The organism is Miltoncostaea marina (assembly GCF_018141525.1).
Taxonomy (GTDB): Bacteria; Actinomycetota; Thermoleophilia; order Miltoncostaeales; family Miltoncostaeaceae; genus Miltoncostaea; species Miltoncostaea marina.
Map to the genome: position 1 here is coordinate 1,467,301 of NZ_CP064655.1, position 25,212 is coordinate 1,492,512.

The 25,212-nt window shown below is 76.5% G+C and carries 22 protein-coding genes and 1 riboswitch; of the genes, 14 read left to right on the forward strand and 8 right to left on the reverse strand.

All coding sequences use genetic code 11. From position 1 onward, the window contains the following. The first annotated feature begins 34 nt into the window (after positions 1-34). The gene (locus ITJ85_RS07370; protein ID WP_217915710.1) at positions 35-445 is read left to right on the forward strand and encodes a CBS domain-containing protein; all 411 of its coding nucleotides are present in this window, start codon (positions 35-37) and stop codon (positions 443-445) included. 16 nt (positions 446-461) lie between these two features. On the opposite strand, the gene ITJ85_RS07375 is transcribed toward ITJ85_RS07370, so the two are convergent. Together ITJ85_RS07375 and ITJ85_RS07380 are read right to left on the reverse strand one after the other, a co-directional pair. Beyond that, entirely contained in the window at positions 462-1,733 is a 1,272-nt protein-coding gene (locus tag ITJ85_RS07375) for a glycosyltransferase family 4 protein (RefSeq protein WP_217915711.1), read from the reverse strand. Then, complete coding sequence (locus ITJ85_RS07380; RefSeq protein WP_217915712.1) at positions 1,730-2,488, reverse strand: phosphatase PAP2 family protein; 759 nt, start codon at positions 2,486-2,488, stop codon at positions 1,730-1,732. Before ITJ85_RS07380 ends, ITJ85_RS07375 begins: the two co-directional genes overlap by 4 nt. 156 nt (positions 2,489-2,644) lie before the next feature. Between ITJ85_RS07380 and yajC the strand changes: the two genes are divergently transcribed. The 9 genes from yajC (at position 2,645) to ITJ85_RS07425 (ending at position 15,717) form a co-directional block, all read left to right on the forward strand. After that, the gene (yajC, locus tag ITJ85_RS07385; RefSeq protein WP_217915713.1) at positions 2,645-2,941 is read left to right on the forward strand and encodes a preprotein translocase subunit YajC; all 297 of its coding nucleotides are present in this window, start codon (positions 2,645-2,647) and stop codon (positions 2,939-2,941) included. Between the two features lie 17 nt (positions 2,942-2,958). Continuing rightward, entirely contained in the window at positions 2,959-5,817 is a 2,859-nt protein-coding gene (gene secD / locus ITJ85_RS07390; RefSeq protein ID WP_217915714.1) for a protein translocase subunit SecD, read from the forward strand. Further along, positions 5,814-6,158 (forward strand): phasin family protein, encoded by a 345-nt coding sequence (locus ITJ85_RS07395; protein ID WP_217915715.1) that lies wholly within the window; start codon positions 5,814-5,816, stop codon positions 6,156-6,158. Before secD ends, ITJ85_RS07395 begins: the two co-directional genes overlap by 4 nt. Positions 6,159-6,258: 100 nt before the next feature. After that, positions 6,259-6,825: a hypothetical protein gene (locus tag ITJ85_RS07400; RefSeq protein WP_217915716.1), complete on the forward strand. Its 567-nt coding sequence runs from the start codon at positions 6,259-6,261 to the stop codon at positions 6,823-6,825. Between the two features lie 70 nt (positions 6,826-6,895). Further along, positions 6,896-8,344 carry a hypothetical protein gene (locus ITJ85_RS07405; RefSeq protein WP_217915717.1) on the forward strand — a complete coding sequence of 483 codons (1,449 nt, stop codon included), beginning with the start codon at positions 6,896-6,898 and terminating at the stop codon, positions 8,342-8,344. Between the two features lie 70 nt (positions 8,345-8,414). Continuing rightward, positions 8,415-10,058 carry an ABC1 kinase family protein gene (locus tag ITJ85_RS07410; RefSeq protein WP_217915718.1) on the forward strand — a complete coding sequence of 548 codons (1,644 nt, stop codon included), beginning with the start codon at positions 8,415-8,417 and terminating at the stop codon, positions 10,056-10,058. Beyond that, the gene (gene recJ, locus ITJ85_RS07415) at positions 10,055-12,646 is read left to right on the forward strand and encodes a single-stranded-DNA-specific exonuclease RecJ (RefSeq protein WP_217915719.1); all 2,592 of its coding nucleotides are present in this window, start codon (positions 10,055-10,057) and stop codon (positions 12,644-12,646) included. The genes ITJ85_RS07410 and recJ overlap by 4 nt, the downstream gene beginning before the upstream one ends. Before the next feature lie 59 nt (positions 12,647-12,705). Next, a complete protein-coding gene (locus tag ITJ85_RS07420) occupies positions 12,706-14,916 on the forward strand; it encodes a RelA/SpoT family protein (RefSeq protein ID WP_217915720.1) in 2,211 nt (736 codons plus the stop codon). Positions 14,917-14,967: 51 nt separating this feature from the next. After that, entirely contained in the window at positions 14,968-15,717 is a 750-nt protein-coding gene (locus ITJ85_RS07425) for a LytR C-terminal domain-containing protein (protein ID WP_217915721.1), read from the forward strand. Positions 15,718-15,724: 7 nt separating this feature from the next. On the opposite strand, the gene ITJ85_RS07430 is transcribed toward ITJ85_RS07425, so the two are convergent. Both ITJ85_RS07430 and ITJ85_RS07435 read right to left on the reverse strand, forming a co-directional pair. Beyond that, positions 15,725-17,260: a hydantoinase B/oxoprolinase family protein gene (locus tag ITJ85_RS07430; protein ID WP_217915722.1), complete on the reverse strand. Its 1,536-nt coding sequence runs from the start codon at positions 17,258-17,260 to the stop codon at positions 15,725-15,727. Then, positions 17,257-19,167, reverse strand: a complete 1,911-nt coding sequence (locus ITJ85_RS07435; RefSeq protein WP_217915723.1) for a hydantoinase/oxoprolinase family protein — start codon at positions 19,165-19,167, stop codon at positions 17,257-17,259. Before ITJ85_RS07435 ends, ITJ85_RS07430 begins: the two co-directional genes overlap by 4 nt. Before the next feature lie 36 nt (positions 19,168-19,203). On the opposite strand from ITJ85_RS07435, the gene ITJ85_RS07440 reads away from it, so the two are divergent. Next, positions 19,204-20,052 carry a hypothetical protein gene (locus tag ITJ85_RS07440; protein ID WP_217915724.1) on the forward strand — a complete coding sequence of 283 codons (849 nt, stop codon included), beginning with the start codon at positions 19,204-19,206 and terminating at the stop codon, positions 20,050-20,052. Here the strand turns inward: ITJ85_RS07440 and ITJ85_RS07445 are convergent. From ITJ85_RS07445 to ITJ85_RS07455, 3 genes are read right to left on the reverse strand one after another with little or no spacing between them, the layout of a single operon-like run. Further along, positions 20,012-20,713: an SDR family oxidoreductase gene (locus tag ITJ85_RS07445; RefSeq protein WP_217915725.1), complete on the reverse strand. Its 702-nt coding sequence runs from the start codon at positions 20,711-20,713 to the stop codon at positions 20,012-20,014. The genes ITJ85_RS07440 and ITJ85_RS07445 overlap by 41 nt on opposite strands. Beyond that, on the reverse strand, positions 20,710-21,582 hold the full coding sequence (locus tag ITJ85_RS07450) for an SPOR domain-containing protein (RefSeq protein ID WP_217915726.1): 873 nt from the start codon (positions 21,580-21,582) through the stop codon (positions 20,710-20,712). The genes ITJ85_RS07445 and ITJ85_RS07450 overlap by 4 nt, the downstream gene beginning before the upstream one ends. Next, positions 21,579-22,007, reverse strand: a complete 429-nt coding sequence (locus tag ITJ85_RS07455; protein ID WP_217915727.1) for a hypothetical protein — start codon at positions 22,005-22,007, stop codon at positions 21,579-21,581. Before ITJ85_RS07455 ends, ITJ85_RS07450 begins: the two co-directional genes overlap by 4 nt. A gap of 269 nt (positions 22,008-22,276) precedes the next feature. Next, a riboswitch (SAM riboswitch) is annotated at positions 22,277-22,381 on the forward strand. A gap of 82 nt (positions 22,382-22,463) precedes the next feature. Here ITJ85_RS07455 and thrC point away from each other — a divergent pair. The 3 genes from thrC to ITJ85_RS07470 are packed head-to-tail and all read left to right on the forward strand — an operon-like array spanning position 22,464 to position 24,920. Then, positions 22,464-23,714 (forward strand): threonine synthase, encoded by a 1,251-nt coding sequence (gene thrC, locus ITJ85_RS07460; RefSeq protein WP_217915728.1) that lies wholly within the window; start codon positions 22,464-22,466, stop codon positions 23,712-23,714. A 31-nt stretch (positions 23,715-23,745) separates the two neighbouring features. Beyond that, positions 23,746-24,018, forward strand: a complete 273-nt coding sequence (locus ITJ85_RS07465; protein WP_217915729.1) for a MoaD/ThiS family protein — start codon at positions 23,746-23,748, stop codon at positions 24,016-24,018. After that, on the forward strand, positions 24,015-24,920 hold the full coding sequence (locus tag ITJ85_RS07470; RefSeq protein ID WP_281412242.1) for an NAD-dependent epimerase/dehydratase family protein: 906 nt from the start codon (positions 24,015-24,017) through the stop codon (positions 24,918-24,920). The genes ITJ85_RS07465 and ITJ85_RS07470 overlap by 4 nt, the downstream gene beginning before the upstream one ends. Here the strand turns inward: ITJ85_RS07470 and ITJ85_RS07475 are convergent. Continuing rightward, positions 24,883-25,200 (reverse strand): hypothetical protein, encoded by a 318-nt coding sequence (locus ITJ85_RS07475; RefSeq protein WP_217915731.1) that lies wholly within the window; start codon positions 25,198-25,200, stop codon positions 24,883-24,885. The genes ITJ85_RS07470 and ITJ85_RS07475 overlap by 38 nt on opposite strands. Positions 25,201-25,212: the final 12 nt, after the last annotated feature.

Here is a 25,212-nt window from a genome sequence, read left to right on the forward strand (position 1 = left end):
GGCGTCGTCCACCGGCGCCGGGTATCGTCGCCACATGGACCGATCCGTGAGCGAGGTGATGGCGGACGTCAAGGTGCGGCTGTCGCCGGACGACTCCATCCGCCGCGCCGCCGCCCGGCTGCGCGACGCCCGGACGGGGCTGGCGGTGGTCGATGCCGACGGGGGCGGCGTGTTCACGGAGCGCGATCTGCTGCGCGCGATCTCCGAGGGCGTCGACCTCGACTCGGCTCGGGTCGGCGACCACATGACGCCGCAGCCGGTGGCCGTCTCGGCCGACACCACGCTCGGCGAGGCCTGCGACCGCATGATCGAGCGGGGCGTGCGCCACCTGCTGGTGGCGGGCGCCGACGGCGCCGTGACCGGCGTGCTGAACATGCGCGACGTCGTGGGCGTGCTGTCGGGCGCCGCGGCGCTCGGCGCGGTGCCGCCCGCCCGCGGCTCCTGACCGGGGGCCGCCGGGCTCAGTCCTCCGGGCGGGCGTGCCCGGCCCGCAGCGCGGCCGGGATGTTGCGAACGAGCTCCACCGGGTTGCGCATCAGGTTGGCGCGCAGGCCCACCGGCGGCCGGTCGTCGCCCAGGCCGCCCTTCGCGGCCAGCACCTCGAGGTAGAGGGCCTCCACCCGGCGGGCGACCTCGCGCCAGGCGTAGCGCTCCACCGTCAGGCGCCGCCCCCGCTCGGCCCACTCGGCGCGGCGGGCGGGGTCGTCGAGCAGCTCCGCGATGCCGGCGGCCAGGTCGCGCGCGTCGTGCGGCCGCGCCCAGCGGGCCGGCATGCCGTCGCGGATCACCTGGCGGAAGCCGATGTTGTCGGCGCAGACGACCGGCGTGCCGCTGGCGGCGGCCTCCAGCAGCACCACGCCGAACGAGGCGAGCGTGCAGGGCGAGGCGAACACGTCGGCCTCGCGGTAGAGGCGGGGGCGCTCCTTGTCGACGCTGCCCAGCCACTGCACCCGGTCCCAGACGCCGAGCGAGCGCGCCAGGCGGTGGTAGCGGCGCCGCAGCGGGCCGTCGCCGGCCGCCTGGATCACGAAGTCGCGCCCCTCGTCCCGCAGGATCCGCGCCGCGGCCAGCAGCGTGTCGAGCCCGTTGCGCGGCTCCAGCCGCCCCATGAAGAGGATGCGCGGCGGTCCCGGCGGCCGCGGCTCGTCGCCGGCGAGCGGCCGGAACAGGTCGGTGTCGACCCCGTTCGGGATGATGTCGAACCGCTGCCCCCGGAAGTACGGGCTGAGCGCGGTGACGCACGCGTCGGAGACGGCGATGAGGCGGTCGGTGCGCGCCATCGTGCTGCGCACGTACGCGAACAGGTGGCGGTAGCCCCAGTGGCCGCCCTCGAAGTAGGTGTGGAACGTCCCCACCCGCACGGGCGCGGTCGAGGCCCGCAGCGCCCAGAGGCAGATCGTGGGGTGGGCCAGGCCCTGGGCGTGGACCACGTCCATGTCACGCAGGGTGCGCGCGACGGCCGCCTTCAGGCCCGGGCCGACCGTGAGGCGGGCGATGGAGCCGTTGCCGTACACCGGCATGGAGAGGCCCATGCGCACCGTGCGGTAGCCGTGCTCGGCGAGGTTCTCGGCGTCGACCGCCCGCGCGCGCGCCTTGCGCCCGAACGGGGCGAGGCTCGTGACCACGGTCACCTCGTGGCCGCGGCGCGCCAGCTCGCGGCTGAGGTTGTGGGTGTGCTCCGACACGCCGCCGAGCACCGGGTAGGCGTACTCGGTGACCATCGCGATCCTCATGCCGGTCGCCGCTCCCACGGGCGCGGCAGGCCGCCGGCCAGGCGGTCGGCGATCAGCAGGCCGAGCAGCACGGCGCCGAGCCCGCCGACGGCGTCGAGCCACCAGTGGTTGGCCGTGGCCATGACCACGTAGATCATCGTCGCGGGCCAGAGCAGGGCGAGCCAGCGCCACGGCGACGGGCGCAGCAGCCAGATGAGCGCCATCGCGAACAGGATCGTGTAGCCGCAGTGCATCGACGGCATGGCGGCGAACTCGTTGCGGAAGGGCTGGAACCAGGAGAGCGCGCCCCCCAGCTCGAGGCTCTCCTTCGTGGGGTCCTCCATCCCGAGCCCGGTCAGCCGCGGCGGCGCCAGCGGGTAGAGCCAGTAGCCGATCACCGCGAGCCCGTTCGTGATCCAGAACCAGTTGCGGAACATCGCGAAGTGCTCGCGGCGCCGGAACCAGACCCAGAAGAACATGACGACGAAGCCGGTCGTGTGGGCCAGCGTGTAGAACCAGGTGGTCGCGAACTCGACCGCGCCGATGGACAGCGTCCAGTCGTGCACGTCAGGCTCGATGAACAGGCCCAGCGCCTTCTCGAGGTCGACGACCTGCTCGGCGTGCCGGAGCGGCCGCTCGGGCGACGCGACCGCCACGAGGTCGCGGAGCCACTCGTAGGCGACCGTCAGGAGCAGGAAGAGGGCCAGCTCCGCCGCGATCGGCCACCGGGCGGACCAGACGCGCGCGAGCGGCGAGGGGCGTGCGGCGACCGTCACGGCGGCGCAAGGTAGCACGCGTCCCGGCCGCCCCCGGGCGGGGTTCCGGCCGTCCCTGCGCGCCCGGGGATGACGGAACCCTTTGCTATCGTCGCCCGCGCCGGGCGCAGGGAGGCCCGGTCGCTGACGGCCGCCCCCACGAGGTGAACCCGCCGAATGGCAATCCTCCTGCCGATCTACATCATCCTGTTCATCGGGCTGATCTACCTGTTCGGCGTGCGCCCGCAGCAGAAGCGCCGGCGTGAGCTCGAGAACATCATGAACCGGCTCCGGCCCGGCGACGAGATCGTCACCGTCTCGGGCATCTACGGCACGGTCAGCGAGATCGAGGACGGCGAGACGCTGCTCCTCGAGGTCGCGGAGGACACCGACATCCGCATCGCCAAGGCCGCCGTCGCGCGCGTCCTGACCCCCGCCGACGCGGTGGTCGCGACGCCCGGCGACGACGCCTAGCCGCGGGGCGCGGGCCCGTGCGCCGGCCGCTCCTCCTCATCGTCCTCGTGCTCGGCCTCCTGGCCGGGTCGGTGGTCGCGATCGCGCTCAAGCCCGCGGTCCTGGGGCTCGATCTGCAGGGCGGCGTCGAGGTGGTGCTGCAGGGGCAGCCCACCGAGGAGAGCGAGGTCACCGACGAGGCGATCGAGCGCTCCGTCGAGATCATCCGCAGCCGCGTCGACTCGTTCGGCGTCGCCGAGCCGGAGATCCAGACCCAGGGTGACGACCAGATCCTGGTCGCGCTGCCCGGCGCGGAGGACCCGGAGCAGGTCGTCAGCGACCTCATCCAGCCGGCCCAGCTCACCTTCATCAACTTCCAGCGCTACGTCGTCGACGAGGGCGGCACCGACAGCCTGTACGAGGCGGTGCAGCTCGCGCGACGCACCGAGCCGCAGAGCGACCGCGGCAAGCCGGCCTTCTACGCGTTCGACGCCGACAACCAGCCCGTGCCGGACGTGCAGCAGGGCGCCCCCGAGCGGCGCCTCCTGCGCGAGAGCTTCCCGGACGACACGTTCCCGGAGGGCGTGAAGGTCCTGGCGGTGCCGAAGGGCTTCTTCCTCGCATACGAGGAGACCCAGCGCCTGCAGACCCGCGACGCCGGCACACAGCGCACCTGGTACGTCTTCCACAACGTCCCCGGCCTGACCGGGCGCGACGTCACCGAGGCGCGGTCGCAGTTCCAGACCGGCGGCCTCGGCTCGCGCCAGCGGGTGGTCACCCTCCAGTTCACCGACGAGGGGCGGCAGAAGTTCGCCGACATCACCCGCGAGCTCGCCCAGGCCGGGCGGGTCGTGGGGCAGAACCAGAGCTTCGCGATCATCCTGGACGGCCAGATCGTCTCCAACCCGACGATCGACTACCAGGACCTGCCGACCGGCATCGACGGCCGCAACGGCGCGCAGATCGAGGGCGACTTCTCCGAGGAGGAGGCGAGCAGGCTCGCCAAGCAGATCAACTCGGGCGCCCTGCCGATCGACCTCGAGGTGATCAGCCTGAAGGAGGTCGGGGCGACCCTCGGCGAGGAGTCGCTGCAGCAGGCGCTCGTGGCGGGCCTGGTCGGGCTCGTGCTCGTGATCCTCTTCCTGATCGCCTACTACCGCTTCCTCGGCGTCATCGCGTCGCTGGCGCTGCTGATCTACGGCGCCTTCCTCTACGCGGTCGCGGTGCTCGTGCCGATCACGCTCACGCTCCCGGGCATCGCCGGCATCATCCTCACGATCGGCGTCGCGTCGGACGCCAACGTGGTGATCTTCGAACGCGTCCGCGAGGAGGCGCGCGCCGGCAAGACGCCGCGAGCGGCCATCCTCGCCGGCTACCGCAAGGGCATCTCGGCGATCATCGACGCCAACGTCGTGACGCTGGCGACGGCGGCGATCCTGTTCCTGTTCACGACCTCGGGCGTGAAGGGCTTCGCCTTCACGCTCTTCATCGGCGTGATCCTGTCGCTGTTCACCGCCGTCGTCGCGACGCGCGCGGTGTTCAACGCGCTCGCGGAGACGCGCTTCCTGCGCGACGACCGCTTCATGGCGCTCAACCAGCGCGAGCCGCGCTGGAAGTTCGACGTCGTCGGCCGCTGGAAGCTGTGGATGGCGATCTCGTTCGTCCCGCTCGCGATCGGGTCGGTCTGGATCGGCATCAACGGCCTCAACCTGGGCCTCGACTTCGAGAGCGGCACGCGCATCACGACCTCGTTCGAGCGCCAGCCCGGCGAGGACCAGGTGCGCGACGTGTTCGCGCGCCTCGGCTACGACGCGAAGATCCAGGCCACCAGCGAGCAGGTCGACGGCCGCGAGGTGCTGGGCTTCCAGATGCAGACCGAGACGCTGCAGCCGGACCAGCAGCGGGAGCTGCGCCGCGCCCTGGACGCGGAGTTCGGGATCGACCCGGCGACGATCCAGGTCGAGACCGTCGGCCCGACGTTCGGCGAGCAGATCATCCGCAACGCGATCTGGGCCATCCTGCTCTCGTTCGCGATCATCGTCGCCTACCTGACGATCCGGTTCGAGTACAAGCTGGCGCTGCCGGCCATCCTCACCGTCGTCCACGACGTGTGGCTGTCGATCGCGATCTACTCGTTCACCGGCCGCGAGATCACCAGCGCCACGGTCGCCGCCCTGCTGACGATCCTCGGGTACTCGCTCTACGACGTGGTGATCGTCTTCGACCGGATCCGGGAGAACGTCCCGATCCTGCGCAAGCTGACCTACCGCCAGGTGGTCAACACCTCCCTGCACGAGGTGCTGAACCGGACGATCATCACGCAGATCACCACGCTGCTGCCGCTCTTCGTGCTCTACTTCTTCGGCGGCGAGACGCTCCAGGACTTCGCGTTCGCCCTGCTCGTGGGCATCCTCTCCGGCGGCCTGTCGTCGATCGGCATCGCCGCGCCGCTCGTGGCGCTGTGGAAGGAGCGCGAGCCCGAGCAGCGCCGGCGCTCCGCGAAGGCCGAGCGCCGGCAGGCCGTCATCGCCGGCGACGCCGACGTGGTCGACCTCGTCGCCCTGGAGCGGGCCGAGCAGGCGCTGGCGGCCGAGATCCGCGCCGAGGAGGGCGTCGACGACGACGAGGCGGAGGAGTACGAGGAGCTCCCCATGGGCGACGAGGAGCCGGCGACCGGCGAGGAGCGGCCGCCGGAGCCCGGGCGCGCCCCCGGCGACGAGCTCGAGGAGGACAAGCCGCCGCGGCGCATCCCCGCCACCGCGGGCGACGGCGACGGCGACGGCGACGGCGACGCGGACGGCGACGGGACGCCCCGCGAGCCGGCCCGGACACGTGCACGGCCCGACCCGGCGCGCCCGCGCCGGCACCGCAACGTCCAGAGGAGGAGGCGGCGATGACCACCGTCCGCGAGGGCATCGAGCAGGCGATCCTGCTGTCGATCGGCGCGGCCGCGCTCACCCGCGAACGCGCCGAGACCGCCGTCGCCGAGCTCGTCCGCAAGGGGCAGCTCGGCACGGAGGAGGGCGCGGTGATCGTCGACCGGCTGATGGCCCGCGTGCGCGGCGAGGGCGCCCCGGCGGGCGGCATCGTCGGGCGCCTGGAGGGCGGGATGCAGGGGATCATGCGCGAGCTGGGCGTCGTCACGCGCGCCGAGCTCGACGACGTCCAGCTGCGCCTGGTGGAGATCGAGCACCGCCTGGCCCTGCTGGAGCGCGCCGCGGAGGCTGGCCCCGGCTGAGCCGCGGCCGGGCGCGCCCGGCCGCCTCAAGACGCGTGGGCGCCGCCCGATAGAGGGTCGACGGCCCCCGGACGCTGGGGCCACCGGCAACGGGGGACCCGTGCGCTACCGACTGGTGATCCTCGCCGCCCTCGTGGCGGGCGCGGCCTACGTGGTCGCCCGCGAGCGACGCCCCCCGACCCCGCCCGGGGCCGAGCGGTGGCCGCGCCCCGCCCCGGCCCCGGCCCCGGGGCCACTCGCCGGGCCGGCCGCCGCCCGGCCGGCCGCCGTCCGGCCGGCCGCCGACGAGCCGGCCGCCCTCCGGCTGGCCGTCGACGAGTCGGCGGCGGCCGCCGCCCCGGCCCGCGCGGTGCGCGCGGCGGGCCGCTTCTCGGCGGGCGGCTGGGCCGCCGCCGCGGGCCACTGGATCCCGTGCGGCGTCACCTTCCCAGCGCGGGCCGAGGACGGCGCCGAGGTCGCCGACATCCGCCTCCACGTGGAGGCGGCCTGCAACGTCGCCGAGGGCGGCCTCGTGGTGCTCGGCGACCCGGGCTTCGCGCCCGACGGCGAGGGCTTCACCCTCGTGGTCGCGGCCGCCGGGTCCGGCGGCTTCGCGGCGTCGGGCCGGTACGAGCTCCTGGCCCCGGGGCCCGCGCCGGCCTCAACGTCCGGGCCCGGCTGCCGATAGGGGGAGGGGGGCCCGCCGGCCCCCGCCCGACGACGCGGCGGACGCCGCGACCCCCAGGAGGCCGCCCGACATGTCGATCCTGAACATCGCCATCATCGGTGGCGTCGTCCTGCTGGTGCTCGTGCTCGTCAAGATCCGCCGCGACGCGCGGCGCGACGACGGCGGGTGGCAGGCCGAGGAGCCCATGCCGCTGGCCGCCGCAGCGGGCCAGACGGCCGCCGCGTCCGAGCTCGCCCCGCCGGCCGCCGCCGCGTGGCCGCCGCCGCCGGCCGAGTGGCCCCCGGCGCACGCCGTGCAGGCGGACGAGCCCGGGGCGCCCGCCGACGACGCGCTCCCGGCGGCGTCCGCATCCCCCGACGACGCGGCGGTGGGCGTGGGCCCGGCGGCCCCCGAGGCGCGCGAGCCCCTCCCCGGGGCCGAGGCCCCGTCCGGGCCCGGGGCCGAGGAGGCGCCCGCGGCGGCCGCGCCGCCGGTCGCGGCGTACGCCTGGGCCGACGACGAGCTCATCACCGAGCCCGGCTGGCCGATGCCCGGCGACCTCGACGTGGCGTGGGCGGCCGGGCCCTCCGACCCGGCCCCCGCGTGGGAGCGGCCGGCGCCCCAGCCCGCCTCGCCGCCCGCGGGGGTCGCCGACCCGCCGCCGTGGACCGCCCCGGCGGCCGAGGAGCCGCCGGCAGCCGGGCTCGAGTGGATGACCCACGACCCGGCCGCCGACGGCGACCCGCCCGCGTGGACGCCGCCCGCGGGCGGCGAGCCGGCGTGGACGCCCCCGGCCGCCGACGCGGCCGACGGCGGCATCCAGTGGACGGTCGCCGGGGAGCCCGCCGCGACCGCGGCCGGCGAGCCGGCCGGCCCGGCCGGGGCCGTCGCGGACGACGCGTCGCCGGCCGAGATCCCCCTGTGGTCGCCGCCGGCGGACGCGGCGCCCGCCTGGAGCGCGACGGAGGAGCACGAGGAGCCCGCCCCGCCGGCCGGGATCCCGGTCTGGGAGCCGCCGGCCGACGCCGGGCCGCTCCCGGAGATCGACCTCGGCCCGGCGCCCGCCGCGGAGTTCGCGCTGCCCTCGCTCGCGGGCCCCGGCATCGACCTGGACCCGCCCGTCGAGGTGCGGGTGGAGCCGGCCCCGTCGCCCGCGTCGCCCGCCCACGGCGCGTCCGCCGCCATCGACGCGGCGCTCGCCGGGTCGCCGGCGCCCGCCGCGCCGGCCGACGACCCGGCCCGCACGGGCCGATTCGCGCTCGGCGGGTTCGCCGTGCAGGAGGGCCAGCAGGCCTACGGCGGGGTGTCCTTCCGGGCCGAGCTCGACGAGGCGCCCGCCGGGTGGGCCGTCGCGCCCGCCGCGGACGCGCCGCGCGGCACGATCGTGCTCGCCCTCGAGGGCGCGCTCAACTGCGTCCCCGAGGGCCTCGAGGTGGTGACCGAGCCGGGCTTCGCGCCCACCCGGGAGGGCTTCACGGTGCGCCTCGCCGCCGCCGCGCCCGGCCCGTTCGCCGCGAGCGGCACCTTCACCGTGCGCTGACCGCGTCCCGGCGACGGGGCCCGGCGCGGCAGGCCGGGCCCCGTCCGCGGGGGCTGCTACGTTGGCCCGCATGGCGCGTGGCGAACGGCGGCAGAACCTGGCGCGTCTCGGCGAGATCGCACAGGTCGCCGCGCGCCACGGGTTCGGCTACGCGTTCGGCCGCAAGGAGGAGCCCGGCGCGCTCGAGGGCGAGCCCGCCGCGCGCACGCGCGGCCGCCGGCTGCGCGAGATGCTCGACGAGCTCGGGCCCACCTTCGTGAAGTTCGGCCAGCTGCTGTCGACCCGGCCGGACATCGTCCCGCCCGACATCCTCGTCGAGCTGCGGGGCCTGCAGGACGACGCCCGCCCCGAGCCGTTCGACCGCGTCCGCGCCGTGGTCGAGGCGGAGCTCGGCATGCGGATGGAGCAGGTGTTCCTCGAGTTCGACGAGCGGCCGATCGCCGCCGCCTCGATCGGCCAGGTGCACCGCGCGCGCCTGCCCGGGGGGCAGGAGGTCGTCGTCAAGGTCCAGCGGCCCGACGCCGAGCGCCGGCTGGCCGCCGACGTGCAGCTGCTGCACCAGGCGGCCCGCGTGGCGCGCGAGCGCATCCGGCGGCTGCAGTTCATCGACCTGGTGGGCGCGGTCGACGAGCTGGCCCGCACCGTGCGCCGCGAGCTCGACTACAACATCGAGGCGCGCAACGCGGAGGTCTTCCGCCGCAACTTCGCCGGCGACGAGACCGTGCTCGTGCCCAGGGTGTTCTGGCGCTACACCAGCGGCCGCGTGCTCACGATGGAGCGGGTGGAGGGCACGCCGCTGAGCCAGGTCGACCTCGGCGCGTGGTCGGCCGACGAGCGCCGCACGCTCGCCAACCGCCTCTGCGAGACGTGGATGCAGATGGTGTTCGTCCACGGCTTCTTCCACGCCGACCCGCACCCGGCCAACGTGCTGGTGCGCGGGCCCGACCGGCTGAGCCTGGTCGACTTCGGCATGTCCGAGCAGCTCTCGCCGCGCGACCGCGAGGCGGCGGTGCGGCTGCTGATGGACATCCTCAACCAGGACGCCGAGCGCCTGCCGCGCCGCCTGCGCGCGCTGGGGGTGCGCTACCCGCGACAGATGGAGGAGGAGCTCGCCGAGCGGCTCGGCGTGATCCTGCAGCGCTACTCGGCGAGCGCGATCGGCGAGATCGACGCGCGCGAGGTGCTGCGCGAGATCTTCGGCACCATCTACCGGCTCGACATCACGCTGCCGGCGCGCTGGGTGATGCTCGACAAGACGCTCGCCACGCTCGCGGGGGTGGCGCTCGAGATCTACCCGGGGTTCAACGTCTTCGAGGTCGCCCGGCCCTACGCGATGCGCATGGCCGCGCAGCGCTTCCGGCCCGACCGCATCGCCGACCGGGTGCGGATCGACGCCGGCCGCTACGCGGAGGCGATGCTCGACTACCCGTTCCAGCTCTCCGAGCTGCTCGACGAGTTCAAGGACGGCGACATCGAGATCCGCATCCGCCCCGAGGGGTGGAGCGACGCGGTCGAGAAGGCCCAGGCCAGCGCCAACCGGCTGGCGCTGGCCGTGATCGGCTCGGCGCTGCTGATCAGCTCGGCGCTCATCTCGGTGTTCGCCCAGTCGGCCGACCTGGCCGGCCTCGCGCTGATCGGGGTGCCGAGCGCCCTGCTCGGGTTCGCCATCGTCGGCTGGCTCTGCGCCGGCATCTTCCGGTCGGGCCGCTGGTGAGCTGGCGCGCGCGGCGGGTGGCGTTCGCCGAGGTGGCGGCGCTGCAGGAGGCGCTGGAGGTGCCCGAGCCCGTGGCGTGGGCGCTCGTGCGCCGCGGCCTGGGCGACCCGGCGGCGGCGCGCGAGTTCCTGGCCTCCGACGGCGAGCTGGCGCCGGCAGAGGACCTCGCGGGCGTCGGCGCCGCCGCGGACCGGCTGGCGCGGGCCGTGCGGGCGGGCGAGCGCGTCGCGGTGCACGGCGACTACGACTGCGACGGCGTCTGCTCGACCGCCATCCTGGTGTCGGCGCTGCGCGGGCGCGGCGGCGACGTGCGGCCGTTCCTGCCGAGCCGCTTCGACGAGGGGTACGGCGTCGCCGTCGGCACCGTCGAGCGGCTGGCCGCCGAGGGCGCGCGGCTGCTGGTGTGCGTCGACTGCGGCACCTCGGCGCTGGAGGCGCTCACCCGCGCGACCGACCTCGGCATGGACGTCGTCGTGCTGGACCACCACCTCGCGGGCGGGCGGCGCCCGCCGGGCATCATCGCCAACCCCGCGCTCGGGCGGCCGCCCGACGACCTGCCGGCCGCCGCCGGGGTGGTGCACATGGTGGTGCGGGCGCTCGCGGCCCGGCTCGACGGCGGGGGCCTCGCGCCCGACCCCGACGAGTGCATGGACCTCGTGGCGCTGGCGACCGTCGCGGACGCCGTGCCGCTGGTGGGCGACAACCGGCGACGGGTGGCCCGCGGCCTGCGGATGATCCGCGAGGCGCCACGGCCCGGCATCGCGGCCCTGTGCGCCGCGGCGGGCCTCGAGCCGCGGGTGGTGAGCGCCCGGTCGCTCGGCTTCACGCTCGGTCCCAGCATCAACGCGGCCGGCCGGCTGGCCCACCCGGAGCGCGCGCTGGAGCTGCTGCTCGCGGCCGACCGCGAGACCGCCGACCCGATCGGCGCGGAGCTGTGGGCGCGCAACGCCGAGCGGCGCGAGGTGGAGCGGGCGATCGTCGACGAGGCGGTCGCGATGGTCGAGGCCGAGCCGGAGCACATCCGCGCCGCGGGCGTCGTGGTGGCTGCCGGCGACGGCTGGCACGAGGGCGTCGTGGGCATCGTGGCCTCGCGCCTGGTCGAGCGCTTCGAGCGCCCGGCGATCGTGCTCGCCCGCCAGGGCGGCACGGCGAAGGGCTCGGGGCGCAGCCTGCCCGGCGTCGACCTGCACGCGCTGGTCGACGCGGCCTCGGCGCCGCTGCTGCGCTGGGGCGGCCACGCCGGCGCCGTCGGCCTGGAGCTGCCGGCCGACGCGGTGGCCCGCTTCCGCGACGAGCTGATCGCGGCGGCCGAGGGCGCCCGGGCGGCGATCGCGCGCGCCCGCGTGCGGCCGGTCGACGCCGTGGTGGGCGGCCGCGACCTGACGCTCGCCACCGCCGAGGCGCTCGAGGCGCTCGCGCCGTTCGGCCGGGGCAACCCGCCGGTGCGGCTGGTGGTGCCGGGCGCCGCGGTGGAGTCGCCCGGTCGTGTGGGGCAGGGGCGGCACCTGGAGGTGCGGCTGCGTACCGGCGGCGTGCACGCGCGCGCGATCGGCTTCCGGATGGGCGAGCGGGCGGCCGGCGTCGACCCGGAGGTGCGCCACGACGCCGTGGTGTCGCTGGAGGTGGAGCGCTGGCAGGGCCTGGTGGGCCCCCGGGTGGCGCTCGACGCGCTGGAGCCGCTGGGCCCGGGCGAGCCGCTGCCCGGCATGTGCGCGCGGCCGTGCGACGCCGCGTGCCCGGAGCGGCGCGGCATCGACGAGCTGCGGGCGATCGTGGAGGAGGAACCGGCGGTGGCGACGCCGCCCGGCCACGCCGGCGACCCCGCCGGGGTGCGCGACCGGCGCGGCGAGGGCGCGTCGCTGGCCGCCATCGCCGCCCTGGCCGGCGCCGACCGCGGCGTGGTGGCGGTCGTGTCCGACACCGCGCGCCGGCGCGAGGCGCTGGTCGCGGCGCTCGAGCCGGCCCGCCTGGGCCTGGAGGTGGCGGTGCTCGGCGGCGCGCGCTGCGACCCGGGGGCGCTGGCGATGCGCCTGGCCCGGGCGCGGGGCGTGCCCGCGATGGCGATGCTCGACTACCACGCGCTGGCCGAGGTGGAGCCCCCCGAGGGCGTCCACATCGTGCTCGTCGACCCGCCCGCGGGGCCCGAGGAGGCCGCCTGGGCGCTGCACCGGGCGGCCGGCCGCTGGCTCCACCTGGTGTGGGGCGAGGCGGAGACGGAGCTGGCGCTCGCGGTGGCCGAGGCGGAGTGGGAGCTGCGCCCGGCCGCCGCCGCGGTGTGGACGGCGCTGCGCGACGGCGCGCCGCGCCCCTGGGGGCCGGAGCTGGAGCGCGCGCTCGTGGGCGACGGGGCGTGGTCGCGGCCGCCGCGGGTGGCGGCCCGGGCGCTCGCCGTGCTTGCCGAGGTGGGCCTGGTGGAGGTCGGCGAGGACGGCGTCCGCGCGACGGCAGACCCCGACCGGCGCGAGCTCGACGGCTCGCCGCGCTACCGGGCGTGCCGCGAGCGGCTCGAGGAGGCGCGCCGCTACCTGGGGCTGGCGCCGACCCTCGACCTGCGGACGGCCGCCGCGGAGGCCGCGCTCATCGGCTGACGACGCCCGCCCACCGGGCGGCGTGCGGGCTCCGTCGACGGTCGCGGTACAGTCGACCCATGGCGAAGGACCTCGCAGACCTCGACCTCGCGCTCGCGCCCGAGGTCCCCGACCTCGAGCAGGTCATCCTCGAGGTGGCCGAGCGACACCCCGACGTCGACCGCGACGCGATCCGGCGGGCGTACCGCTACGCCGAGGAGCGCCACCGCGAGCAGGTCCGCAACTCGGGCGAGCCCTTCATCACGCACCCGCTCGGCTGCGCGCGCATCTGCGCCGGGCTGGGGCTCGACGCCACGGCCGTCATCGCCGCCCTGCTGCACGACACGGTCGAGGACACGAGCGCGACGCTCGAGGAAATCACGCGCGAGTTCGGCGCCGAGGTCGCCTCGCTGGTCGACGGGGTCACGAAGCTGTCGAAGATCCACTTCGAGAGCCGCGAGGAGCACCAGGCCGAGAACTACCGCAAGCTCATCGTCTCGATGTCGAGCGACATCCGCGTGCTGGTCGTGAAGCTCGCCGACCGGCTGCACAACATGCGCACGCTCGCCTACATGACGAAGCCGAAGCAGATCCAGAAGGCCAAGGAGACGCTCGAGATCTACGCGCCGCTGGCGCACCGCCTCGGCATCCACTCCCTCAAGTGGGAGCTCGAGGACCTGGCCTTCGCCACGCTGCACCCGCGGCGCTACCGCGAGATCCAGCAGATGGTCAACCAGCGCCGGCCCGACCGCGAGGCCTTCATCGCGGACGCCGGCCGCATCCTCGCCGCCGAGCTCGAGGAGGTCGGCATCACCGGCGTGGAGATCACCGGGCGGGCGAAGCACTTCTACTCGATCTACGAGAAGATGACCCGCAAGGGCAAGGAGTTCAACGAGATCTACGACCTCACCGCGATGCGGGTGCTGGTCGACTCGGTGAAGGACTGCTACGGCGCGGTGGGGATCATCCACTCGCTCTGGAAGCCGCTGCCCGGGCGCTTCAAGGACTACATCGCCATGCCCAAGCTCAACATGTACCAGAGCCTGCACACGACGGTGATCGGTCCCGGGGGCAAGCCGCTCGAGATCCAGATCCGCACCTACGCGATGCACGCCACGGCCGAGTACGGCGTGGCCGCCCACTGGCTCTACAAGCAGGGGGCGGGCGGCGAGCAGCCGGCCTGGGTGTCGCGGATGATGGACTGGCAGCGCGAGACCCACGACCCCAGCGAGTTCCTCGAGGCCCTGCGCTCGGACCTCTACTCCGACGAGGTCTACGTCTTCACGCCGAAGGGCGAGGTGCGGGCCCTGCCCGCGGGCGCGACGCCGCTCGACTTCGCCTACGACGTGCACACCGACGTCGGCCACCGCTGCGTCGGCGCGAAGGTCAACGGCCGCATCGTGCCGCTCACCTACACGCTGCAGTCGGGCGAGTTCGTCGAGATCCTCACCTCCAAGTCGCCGCGCGCGCCGTCGCGCGACTGGCTGCAGCTGGTCACCACCACGAAGGCGCGCTCCAAGATCAGCCAGTTCTTCCGCCGCGAGCGGCGCGAGGACGCCGAGCACCGCGGCCGCGAGGCCCTGCAGGACCAGCTCCGCAAGGCCGGCCTGCCCAGCCAGCGGGTGGCCGGCTCGCCGATGCTGCTCGAGGTCATCCAGGAGATGGGCTTCAAGCGGGCCGACGAGTTCTACATCTCGCTGGGGCTCGGCAAGACCTCGGTCCAGACCGTGGTCAACAAGATCATGCAGCGGCTCAAGACCGGGCAGGCCGTGCCCGACACGCCGGCCCCGGCGGGGGTCACGCCGCGCGGGCGGCGGCCGCACACGGCGACGGCATCCAGCGAGCTCGGCATCGAGATCGAGGGCGCCTCCGACGTCCTGGTGCGGCTCGCGAAGTGCTGCAAGCCGGTGCCGGGCGACCCCATCCTGGGCTACATCTCGCTGGGGCGCGGCATCACCATCCACCGCGAGGACTGCCCCAACGCCAAGGCCCTGATGAAGAGCCCCGAGCGCTTCACCCCGGTCCACTGGGCGGGCGCCAACCAGCAGTCCTTTCGGGTCGAGATCGCCGTCGACGCCTGGGACCGTGCCCGCCTCCTCGAGGACCTCTCCCGCGCCTTCGCCGAGGCGGGCGTGAACATCGTCTCGGCCAACTGCTCGATGGAGGACCAGATGGTCCACGACCGCTTCACCGTCGACGTCGGCGACGTGGAGACGCTCAAGTCGTGCATCTCCGGCCTGCGGCAGGTGGAGTCCGTCTTCGACGCCTACCGGGTGACGCCCGGCACGTAGGGTGGCGCCGTGGCCCGGCACCGGCCGGGCCACCTGCTACCGTGGCCCGCCGTGGACTGGCTCGAGCTCGTCGCCCCCTCGGCGGCAATCCTCTCGCTCTTCGGCGTCGTCGCCCTCGCCGTGGTCGCGTTCCGGCAGGGTCGCCACATCCGCGGCCTGGAGGATCGCCTGGGGCGTGCGGGCGACGCGGCGTCCGAGGCCTCGCTCCAGCGCATCGCCGAGCTGCAGGCCCGCCAGGGCATCTCGCAGGGCGCGCCGCCGGACGCCCGTGGGATGCGGCTGGCCGCGACGGTCGCGGCCGTCGCGGTGGTGCTGCTGGTCGCGATCGGCTCGGTCTGGTACGTCGTCGTGCGCGACGACGGCGGCGCCGACCCCGCGGCCTCCGGCGGCGACGCCACCACCGAGCAGCGCACCGCCACGGCGCCCGCCGAGCCGGTCGACGCCACCCTGGTGCCGGACGACGTGCCGGCCATCGCCGACAAGTCGATCTACTCGGTGGCCGTCTTCAACGCGAGCGGCCAGCAGGGCTACGCGAGCGACGTCGCCGCGCCCGCCCTCGTCAACGAGGGCTGGTCGGTGCCGGTGGTCGACAACCCGCCCGACGGCACGTCCGACCTGCAGGAGTCGGTCGTGATGTGGACGCGGGGCAAGCGCAAGGTGGCGTGGAGCGTCGCCGACGCGCTCGGCATCAAGCGCGCGCCGCCGCTCGAGGGGCTCACGCCCGACCAGTTCGGCAACGCCGACGTCGTGGTGCTGATCGGCCGCGACATCGCGGCGGACGGGAGCCCGCCGACCCCCTGACGGGCCGTCAGGCCCCCCGCGGCGGCGCGCCGTGCCCGCCGCCGCCCGGCGTCTCGATGCCGAGCACCTGGCCCGCCCGCACCCGGCCGCGCCACTTGGCCGGCAGCTCCCCGCCGTCGAGGGTGGTGCGGCCCGGGGCGCCGTCGCCGCCGCCCGCGCGCCCGGAGGGGCCGCGCCCGCGGCGCTCGGCGATGACCGAGGCCTCGGCGTCGGCGAGCATCCGGATGCGGCGCTCCACGCCGTCCCCCCCGCGGCGGGCCCCGGCGCCGCCGGAGCCGCGGCGCACCCGGTAGGCCTCCACGCGCAAGGGGTACGCGGTCTCGAGCGCCTCCACGGGCGTGTTGAGCGTGTTGCTCATCGCCACGTGCACGGCGGAGGGCCCGTCCGCGGCCGAGGAGGCGCCCTGGCCGCCGCCGATCGTCTCGTAGTAGGTGAAGCCGGCGCCGCCGATCGTCAGGTTGTTCATCGTGCCCTGGCCCTGCGCCGGCACGTCGACGGCGCCGCCGAGCGCGGCGAACACGACGTCCACGATGCGGCTGGAGGTCTCCACGTTGCCGCCCGCCACCGCAGCCGGCGGCGCCGCGTTGACCAGCGTGCCGGGCGGCGCGACGACCTCCACCGGGCGGAAGGCGCCGGTCGAGGCCGGGATGTCGGGATCGGTCAGGCAGCGCACCACGAAGTAGACGGCCGAGCGGGTCACCGACGGCGGGCAGTTGCAGTTCCCCGGGCCGGTGGGGTCGGTGCCCGTGAAGTCGACCCGCATCCGGTCGCCGGCGATCGTCACCGCGACGCGGATCGTCAGGTCGCCCTCGGCGACGCCGTCGCCCTCCAGCGCCTCGGCGGCCGCGTACGTGCCGTCGGGCATCGCGGCGATCGCCGCCCGGGTGCGGCGCTCGGCGTACTCGAGCAGGTCGGTCAGCGCCGCCTCGACCGTCGCCGCGCCGTGGCGGGCCGCCACCTCGGCCAGGCGCCGCTCGGCCAGCCGGTGGGCCGCGAGCTGCGCGCGCAGGTCGCCCTCGCGCTCGCCGGGCGTGCGGGTGTTGGCGAGCAGCAGGTCCATCACGTCGGTCACCGGCTCGCCGCCCGCCACGAGGCGCACCGGGGGGATCACGAGCCCCTCCTGCACGAGCTCGCGCGAGCCGGCCGGCATCGAGCCGGGGGCCATGCCGCCCACGTCGGCGTGGTGCGCCCGCACGACGGCGTACGCGGCGGTGCGCCCCCCGACGGGCACGGCGCTGATGGTGGTGAGGTCGGGCAGGTGCGTGCCGCCCCGGTAGGGGTCGTTGACCACCCACACCTCGCCCGGCGCCGCGCCGCGGGCGCGGACCGCGGCGACGGCCTCCGGCATCGCGCCCAGGTGCACCGGGATCGAGGCCGACTGCACCACCATCCGCCCCTCGGCGTCGAAGATCGCCGTGCTGCAGTCGCGGCGCTCCTTGATGTTGGGGCTGAAGGCGCTGCGCACGAGGGCTGCCTCCATCTCCTCGGCCACCGCGCGCAGCGCGTTGGCCATCACCTGCAGGGTGACCGGGTCGAGGGTCACGGCCGCTCCAGCACGATCGCGCCGAGCGGGTCGGTCGTGGCGGTCCAGCCCGCGCCGACCCAGCAGGTGGCGCCCTCCATGGGGATCACCGCCGGGCCGGCGACCGGCCGGCCCGGCTCGGCGGGCGCGATGGCGGGGTCGGCCCCCGGGCGCTCGGCGGCCAGCCGCAGGGTGACGGCCTCCACCGGGCGGCCGGCGTCGGCGTCGCCGTAGCGCTCCCGGTGGGCGGCGTGGAAGGCCTCGGCCAGCGCGTCCTCCGGCGCCGCCGGGTCCCACGGCACGGTGAGCGCGTGGCTCTGGCCCGCGTAGCGGCAGTCGGCGGCCGCCGAGTGGCGGGCCCCCGGCAGGTCGGCGCCGGCGCGGGCGGCGAGCGGCTCCAGGCGCGCGGCGAGGCCGCCGGCGCCGACCGGCGCGAGCACGGTCTGCACGTAGTCGCGCCGCTCGCCGGCCATCACGAGCCCCAGCGCGGCGAGCACGCCCGCCGCCGGCGGGGCGATGACGCGCCGCACGCCGAGCTCCTCGGCCACGGTGCAGGCGTGCAGCGGGCCGGCCCCGCCGAAGGCGATGAGCGTCGCCTCGCGCGGGTCCTCGCCGCGCTCGACGCTCACCCGCCGCAGCGCGCGCACCATCTCGCCGACGGCCACGGTCAGGATGCCCTCGGCGCACTCCTCCAGGCCCAGGCCCAGCTCGGCGGCCAGCCGCCCCACGGCCGCGCGCGCCGCCGCGGCGTCGAGCCGGATGCGCCCGCCCAGCGCCACGTCGGCGGGCAGGCGCCCGAGCACCACGTCGGCGTCGGTCACGGTGGGGCGGTCGCCGCCCAGGCCGTAGGCCGCCGGGCCCGGTCGCGCGCCCGCCGAGTGGGGCCCCACGCGCAGCGCGCCGCCCGAGTCGGCCCACGCGATGCTCCCGCCGCCGGCCGAGACCGTGGCCACGTCCAGCATCGGCAGGTGCAGCGGGTGCCCGGCGATGGTGGTCCCGGAGGCGCGCGCGGGCGCCCCGTCGCGCACGAGCGCCACGTCGCACGACGTGCCGCCCATGTCGAAGGTCAGGGCCAGCCGTCGCTCCTCCCGCGCGGCGAGCGCGGCCGCGCCGATCACGCCGCCGGCGGGGCCGCTCATCACGGTCCAGGCGGCGTGCCGCGCCGAGTCCTCGATCGGCAGCACGCCGCCGCTCGACTGCATGATCGCGGGCGCCGGCAGCCCGGCCTCGGCGGCGCGGCGGCCGAGCCGCTCGAGGTACCGGCGCAGGACGGGGGTGAGGTACGCGTCGACGACCGTCGTCGAGATGCGCTCGTACTCCCGGATCTCCGGCAGCACCTCGCTCGACACGCTCACGTGCACGCCGGGCAGCGCCGCGCGCAGGGCCGCGGCCACGCGGGCCTCGTGCCCGGGGTGCGCGAACGCGAACAGCAGGCCCACCGCGACCGCCCCCGAGCCGTCGGCGCGGACGGCGGCCACCGCCCGCTCGAGCGACCCCTCGTCGAGCGGGGTGATCACGCCGTCCGGCCCGCAGCGCTCGCGCACCTCGTGCACGCGCTCCGGCGGCACGAGCGGGGCGGGGTGGTGGGCGTCGAGGCGGTAGAGGTGGGCGCGGTCCTGGCGCCGCAGCTCGAGCACGTCCCCGAACCCCTGCGTGGCCACCAGGCTCGTGCGCGCGCCGGTGCCCTCCAGCAGCGCGTTGGTGCCCACGGTCATGCCGTGGCCGAAGCGGGTGACGTCGCCGGGGCCGAGCCCGGCCCGCCCGAGCGCCGCGAGCACCGCGGCCACCACGCCGTCGCTCTGGTCGTCGGGCGTCGTGGGGACCTTCGCCGTCACCAGGCGCCCGCCGGCGACGACGGCGGCGTCGGTGAAGGTCCCCCCGACGTCCACCCCGACCAGGGCGCCGTCCGCCGCGCTCGCCTCTATCATCGCCGCCGACTCTACCGGGGAGGCCACGTCCGGCTCGTGCTGACCACCCTCGCGCTCGTCCTCGCGCCGGCCGCCGCGGCGGCCGCGGCGGGCGCCCCCGCCGCGGCGCCGGTCGAGCTGGCGCCGGGCCCGCCCAACGGCGACCTGTCGGCGGGCCTGGCGGGGTGGGAGGCGCTCGGCGTGGAGCCGGTGGTGCCGCTCGGCCGCGGCGTGCGGGTGCACGGCAACACGACGCTCGTCTCGCCGCCGCTCGCGCTGCCGCCCGGCGCGCAGACGCTGCGCGTCACGGTGCGCGCGCCCGCCGGCGGGGCGCTGCTCGAGGTGCGCGCCCGCCCGGAGGCCGGCGGACCGGAGGTGCGCCTGGGCGAGCTCGAGCCCGGCCGGGCGCGCCGCTCGCTGCCGGTCGGCGTGGCGGGGCTCGCCGGGACCACCGTGCGGATCGTGATCGACCCGGTGCCGGCGCTCGGGACCAGCGTCGAGGTGCACCGCGTGGGCCCGGTCACCGCGCCCATGCCGCGCTGGCGGGTGGTCACGGGGGCGCTCGAGGTGGCCGGCGCGCGCGGGCGGCGCTCGGTGCGGGTGGCCGACGCCCCGCTCGAGCTGGTGTCGCCGGCCGTCCGCCGGCCCCGGGGCGCCCGCGAGCTGACCCTGCAGGTGCGCGGCGACGGCCTGCTGCGCGCGCGGGCCGGCGCCCGCCCGGCCGTGGCGCGGGCGCTCGCGCGCTGGCGCACGGTGCGCGTGGCGCTGCCGCGCCGGGGCGCGACCGCCCGCCTGCGCCTGCGGGCCGTGCCGGGCCCGGGCGGGATGGAGCTGCGCCGCATCGGCGCGCCCGCCCCGGCGCGCGCTAGAACGACTGGACCGTCGGCCGGATCAGGATCTCGTTGACGTCGACGTGCGGCGGCTGGGCCACCGCGAACATCACGGCCCGCGCGACGTCGTCGGCGGTGAGCTGCGGCCCGCCGACCGGCGTGTCGTAGAACGGGGTCTCGACCGTGCCCGGCGAGACGAGCGTGACGCGCACCCCGGTGCCGTCGAGCTCCTGGCGGGCGGCCTCGGCCATCGCGGTGACCGACCACTTCGTGGCGCCGTAGAGCGAGCCCGGCGGCACCTTGCGGCCGGCCACCGAGCCCATCAGCAGCAGGTGGCCGCGCCGCGCGCGCAGCTCGTCCACGCAGGCGCGGATCGTGAGCGCCGCGCCGAGGACGTTCGTCAGCACCATCGCCCGCCAGTGCTCGACCGTCTCCTGCTGGAAGCCCCGCGTGGCGCCGAAGCCGGCGTTGGCGAACACCACGTCGATGCGGCCCATGTCGTCCAGGGCGCGCGCGACCATCGCGCGCTGGTCCTCCCACTCGGTGACGTCGCAGCGCACCGCCAGCGCGCGTCCGGGGCCGCCCAGCTCCCCGGCGAGGGCATCCAGCCGGTCGGCCGAGCGCGCCGCCAGGACCACCCGGTGCCCCGCCGCCGCCGCGGCGCGGGCCGTCGCCGCCCCGATCCCGCTCGAGGCGCCGGTGATCAGCACCACCCGGTCGTCGCCCGATCCGCTCATCCGCTGATCCTCCGCGCGTAGGCGCCCGGGAACTCCGGGCGCAGGCGCGACGCCTGGCCGACGGCGGCGCCGCGGTCGTCGTACACGCCCGAGAACACGACCCAGTAGCCGGGCCGCAGGCCGGTGAAGTCCGACGACCACAGCACGCCCGCCTCGTCGCCGCCGTCGCGCACCCGCGCCTTCGCGGCGCGGGCGTCGGCCTCGTCGCGCACCGACGACAGCACCGCGGTCCAGGCGGCGCGGCCGGGCGGCCAGTCCGACGCGCCGTCCCCCGGATCGGGCTCCGGACCGGGCTGCGGCCGGGGCTCCGGCTGGGGCTCCGGGACGTCGTCGGTGGTCGGCGCCGTGGGGCCGGTCGCGGGCGGCCCGGTGACGGTGGGAAAGCCCGGGGTGGTCGGCTGCCCCGGCACCGTCGGCATCGTCGGCGTCGTGAACGAGGTGTCCGGCGGCAGGCCGCCGGTGGTCGGCGCGCTGGGCGGCAGCGGCGTGAACGGCCCCGTCGCCGTGAGCGTCGACGCGGTGGTCGTCCCGCCCCCGTCGTCGTCGGTGGCGACGGCGTACGCCAGGGCGCCGGCGCCCACGCCGAGCAGCGCGATCGCGCCCGCCAGCAGCGCCACGCCGCGGCCGCCGCGGCGCAGGCGGGGCGCGAGCGGGGTGGGGGAGCCGCACTCGAGGCAGTAGGTCTGGTCGGGCTCGAGCTCGGCCCCGCAGACCTCGCAGCGCGGCGGCCCGGCGGGCTCCGGCGGCGCGCCGTCACCCGGGGGCGGGGGCCCGTCCGGGGGGTCGACCGCCGGCGGCTCGCGGCCGGCGGCGCCCGGGCCGGCGACGGGATCGGCCTCCTCCCGGCCGGTCGGCCGCTCCTCGCTCACGTGCCCCGCGGGACGTCGATGACGGCGGTCGCCTGCTCGTCGCCCTCGGCCGAGACCGGCACGAGGCGGGCGCCGCAGCTCCAGCAGAAGCGGGCCCCGGCGTGAAAGGGCGAGCGGCAGGCCACGCAGCAGCCGACCGAGGGGTCGGCCGGCGCCCGGGAGCGCCGCTCGCGCCGCAGCTGATCGATCTCGGCCAGCCGCACGTCGATGTCGCGCACCGTGTCGTCGATCTCGGCCACCTCGCCGGCGCGGCGGCGGGCCACGTCCTCGCCCAGCATGTCGCGGCGGTAGAGCTCGAAGGCGAGGCCGCCCAGGTGGTAGACGGTCTCCTCGCGGCGGGCCAGCAGGCGCCGCCGCTCCCGGCGCAGCCGGCGCGCGCTGGGCGCCCGCCCGGGCGCGATGGCGGGATCGTCGGCTTCGGGCACGGCCGGCTGCGCCGCGGCCGGCTCGTCGGCGGCCGGCGGCTCGGGGGCGGCGGCGGGGGCGTGATGGCCTCCGGGGCCAGGCGCCGCCGCCGCGGCAGCCAGCGCCGGCGGCCCTCCGGCGGGCCGTCCACGGCCGGCGTCGTGCGGTCGTCGGGGTCGGCGGGCGTCGTCATCGGGCTGCGTGCATCGTACCGGGCAGGTTCGTCGGCGCCCGGCGGGCCCCTGCGCCGGCATGTTGACCGCCGTCCGCGTGGCTCCCTATACTCGCCTCCGCATCAAGAGCGGTGGAGGGACTGGCCCTGTGAAGCCGCGGCAACCAGCGCGATACGCGCCAGGTGCCAATTCCATCAGGCGGATCGCCTGGGAGATGCGAGCGTCCGACCGGTGCACCGCCCGTCGCCCTCGCCCCTCCCAGGGAGTGGGCGTTTCGTTCGTGGCGAGGACCGGGAGGACGGGGTGACACGGCATCAGACGGCGGCGACCGCGCTCCGATGTAAGGAATGCGAGCGGACTGGCGAGCTCACCGCCGCCTACGTCTGCGAGTACTGCTTCGGCCCGCTCGAGGTGGTGTACGACACCGAGCGCATCGCGAGCGTCGTGAGCCGCGAACGCATCGCGTCGGGCCCCCCCTCGCTGTGGCGCTACAGCGACTTCCTGCCCTGCGCGCCCGATGACCCCTACGCCGGCCTGCCGACCGGCATGACGCCGCTCGTGCGCGCGCCGCGCCTGGCCGAGGCGCTGGGCCTCGGGGAGGTGTGGGTCAAGAACGACACGGCCAACCCGACGCACAGCTTCAAGGACCGGGTGGTCTCGGTGGCGCTCGAGAAGGCCAAGCAGCTCGGCTACGAGGTGATGGCCTGCGCGTCGACCGGCAACCTCGCGAACTCCGTCGCGGCGCACTCCTCCGCGCACGGGCTCGCCAGCTACGTGTTCGTGCCGGCCGACCTCGAGGAGCAGAAGATCGTCGCGACCGCCGTCTACGGCACGACGCTGCTGGCCGTCGAGGGCAACTACGACGACGTCAACCGGCTGTGCATGGAGCTCGCCTCCGAGCGCCCGTGGGCGTTCGTCAACGTCAACGTGCGCCCGTACTACAGCGAGGGCTCGAAGACGCTGGCCTACGAGGTCGCCGAGCAGCTCGGCTGGAGCCTTCCGGACCGCTGCGTGGTGCCGATCGCGTCCGGGTCGCTCTACACCAAGATCAGCCGGGGCTTCCGCGATCTCATCGAGACCGGCCTCGTCGATGGCGAGGTGCCCAGGCTGAACGGCGCCCAGTCGGCCGGCTGCGGCCCGGTGGCCGCCGCCTGGGACGCGGGGCTCGACTTCGTCGCCCCGGTCAAGCCGGACACGATCGCCAAGAGCCTGGCGATCGGCAACCCGGCCGACGGCGTGTTCGCGCTCGACGTGGCGCGCGCGACCGGCGGCTCCATCTCGGCCGTGACCGAGGAGGAGATCGTCGAGGGCATCGAGCTGCTCGCCCGGACGACCGGCATCTTCGCCGAGACGGCGGGCGGCGTGACCACCGCGACGCTGGCCAAGCTCGCCCGCGCCGGCGAGATCGGCCGCGACGAGCGGGTGGTCCTCTACATCACCGGCGACGGCCTCAAGACGCTCGACGCCGTGGCCTCCCGGGTCGAGCGCCACCCCATCCAGCCGACCGTCGCGAGCTTCGAGCAGGCCGTCGGCGAGGCCCGCCTCATCGCATGACCACCACCACCGACCGAACCGAGGAGCACACATGCCCGTGACCGTCCGCATCCCGGCCCCGCTGCGCCCCGTCGTGGGCGGGGCGTCCGCGGTCGAGTGCGAGCCGGGGACGGTGCGCGCGCTGATCGAGCAGCTCGACGCCCGCCACCCCGGCTTCCGCGAGCGGGTGATGGACGGCGACTCGCTGCGGCGCTTCGTCAACGTCTTCGTGGCCGGCGACGACGTCCGCTTCGGCGACGGCATCGAGACCGCGGTCGCCGACGGCCAGGACGTGACCATCCTCCCGGCCGTCGCGGGCGGCTGAGCCCCGCGCCGCAGACCGCGCTCGTCACGGGCGCGACCGGGCTGGTGGGGCAGGCCCTCCTCGCGCGGCTGCGCGAGGAGGGCCTGCGTGTGCTCGCCACCGCGCGCACCCGCGAGGCCGCGGCCGCCGTCGTGGCGGCGGGGGCGGAGCCGCTGCACACCGACGTCGCGAACATCGGCGCCTGGGCCCGCGAGGCGGAGGCCGCCGACGCGGTGTTCCACCTGGCGCTGCCGCGGCTCGACCCGCCCGTGCGCCGGCTCGCCGCCCGCCGGCGGGCGCGCGGGGCGGCGGCCGCGGCCGCCGCGCTCGCCGAGGTGGCGGCGGGCCGGCCGACCGTGATGCTCTCGAGCGCGCTGGTCTACGGCGAGACCGCCGCCCCGGCGGCCGACGACGACCCGGCGCCGGCCCGGCTGGCCCTGGCCCGCCCCGCGGCGGCCGCCGAGGGCGCGCTCGCCGGCCCCGCCCTGCGCGTGGTGCGGGTGCCGTGGGTGGTGGGCCCCGGCGGCCTGCTGCGCGACGTCGTGGTGGGCCTGCGCGTGCGCCGCTACCGGATGGTCGGGGGCGGCGGCAACCGCTGGCCGCTGATCGCCGACGACGACGCCGCCGCGGCGCTGCTGGCCGCGCTCGACGCGCCGCCGGGCGTCTACAGCGCGGCGTGCGCGGAGATCCCCACCCAGGAGGAGGTGGTGGGCGCCATCTGCACCGTGCCGGGCCACCGCCACCCCGACCGGCTGCCGCCGGCCCTCGCCGCGCTGGTGATGGGCGGCGCCGTGAGCGAGGCGCTCGGCGCGGACCTGGCGGTGCGCACCGGCCGGCTGGGCGACCTGGGCTGGTCGCCGCGCCGCGGCTGGCGCGACGAGGTGCTCAGGCTCGCGGAGGGTCCCCTGCCGCTTCCGGCGTGAGCCGGACGGGCGTCATGCGGGTGCGCCCGCCCTCCTGGTACTGCAGGTCGAGCGTGTCGCCCTTCAGGTAGCCGTACACGCCGATCCCCATCGCGAGCATGATCTTGCGCCCCATGCCGAGCGGCGGCTGGGCGCGCAGCATCCGCGAGAAGTGGATGCGGTCGCCCTCCACGCGGAAGTCGCGGCCCTCGGTCCACTCCTCGCCGTTGACGTAGACGCGGATCGGCGGCTCCGCGCCGGCGGGGAGGGGGAGCGAGTGGACCTGCGTGTCGACCGTCACGCGGCCGAGCCT

What these genes read in the sequence shown, in the direction of transcription:
- ITJ85_RS07370 (WP_217915710.1), top strand. Translation starts at nt 35, where the DNA reads ATGGACCGATCCGTGAGCGAGGTGATGGCGGACGTCAAGGTGCGGCTG.
- ITJ85_RS07375 (WP_217915711.1), bottom strand. Translation starts at nt 1,733, where the DNA reads ATGAGGATCGCGATGGTCACCGAGTACGCCTACCCGGTGCTCGGCGGC.
- yajC (WP_217915713.1), top strand. Translation starts at nt 2,645, where the DNA reads ATGGCAATCCTCCTGCCGATCTACATCATCCTGTTCATCGGGCTGATC.
- ITJ85_RS07395 (WP_217915715.1), top strand. Translation starts at nt 5,814, where the DNA reads ATGACCACCGTCCGCGAGGGCATCGAGCAGGCGATCCTGCTGTCGATC.
- ITJ85_RS07405 (WP_217915717.1), top strand. Translation starts at nt 6,896, where the DNA reads ATGTCGATCCTGAACATCGCCATCATCGGTGGCGTCGTCCTGCTGGTG.
- ITJ85_RS07410 (WP_217915718.1), top strand. Translation starts at nt 8,415, where the DNA reads ATGGCGCGTGGCGAACGGCGGCAGAACCTGGCGCGTCTCGGCGAGATC.
- ITJ85_RS07420 (WP_217915720.1), top strand. Translation starts at nt 12,706, where the DNA reads ATGGCGAAGGACCTCGCAGACCTCGACCTCGCGCTCGCGCCCGAGGTC.
- ITJ85_RS07435 (WP_217915723.1), bottom strand. Translation starts at nt 19,167, where the DNA reads ATGATAGAGGCGAGCGCGGCGGACGGCGCCCTGGTCGGGGTGGACGTC.
- ITJ85_RS07445 (WP_217915725.1), bottom strand. Translation starts at nt 20,713, where the DNA reads ATGAGCGGATCGGGCGACGACCGGGTGGTGCTGATCACCGGCGCCTCG.
- ITJ85_RS07465 (WP_217915729.1), top strand. Translation starts at nt 23,746, where the DNA reads ATGCCCGTGACCGTCCGCATCCCGGCCCCGCTGCGCCCCGTCGTGGGC.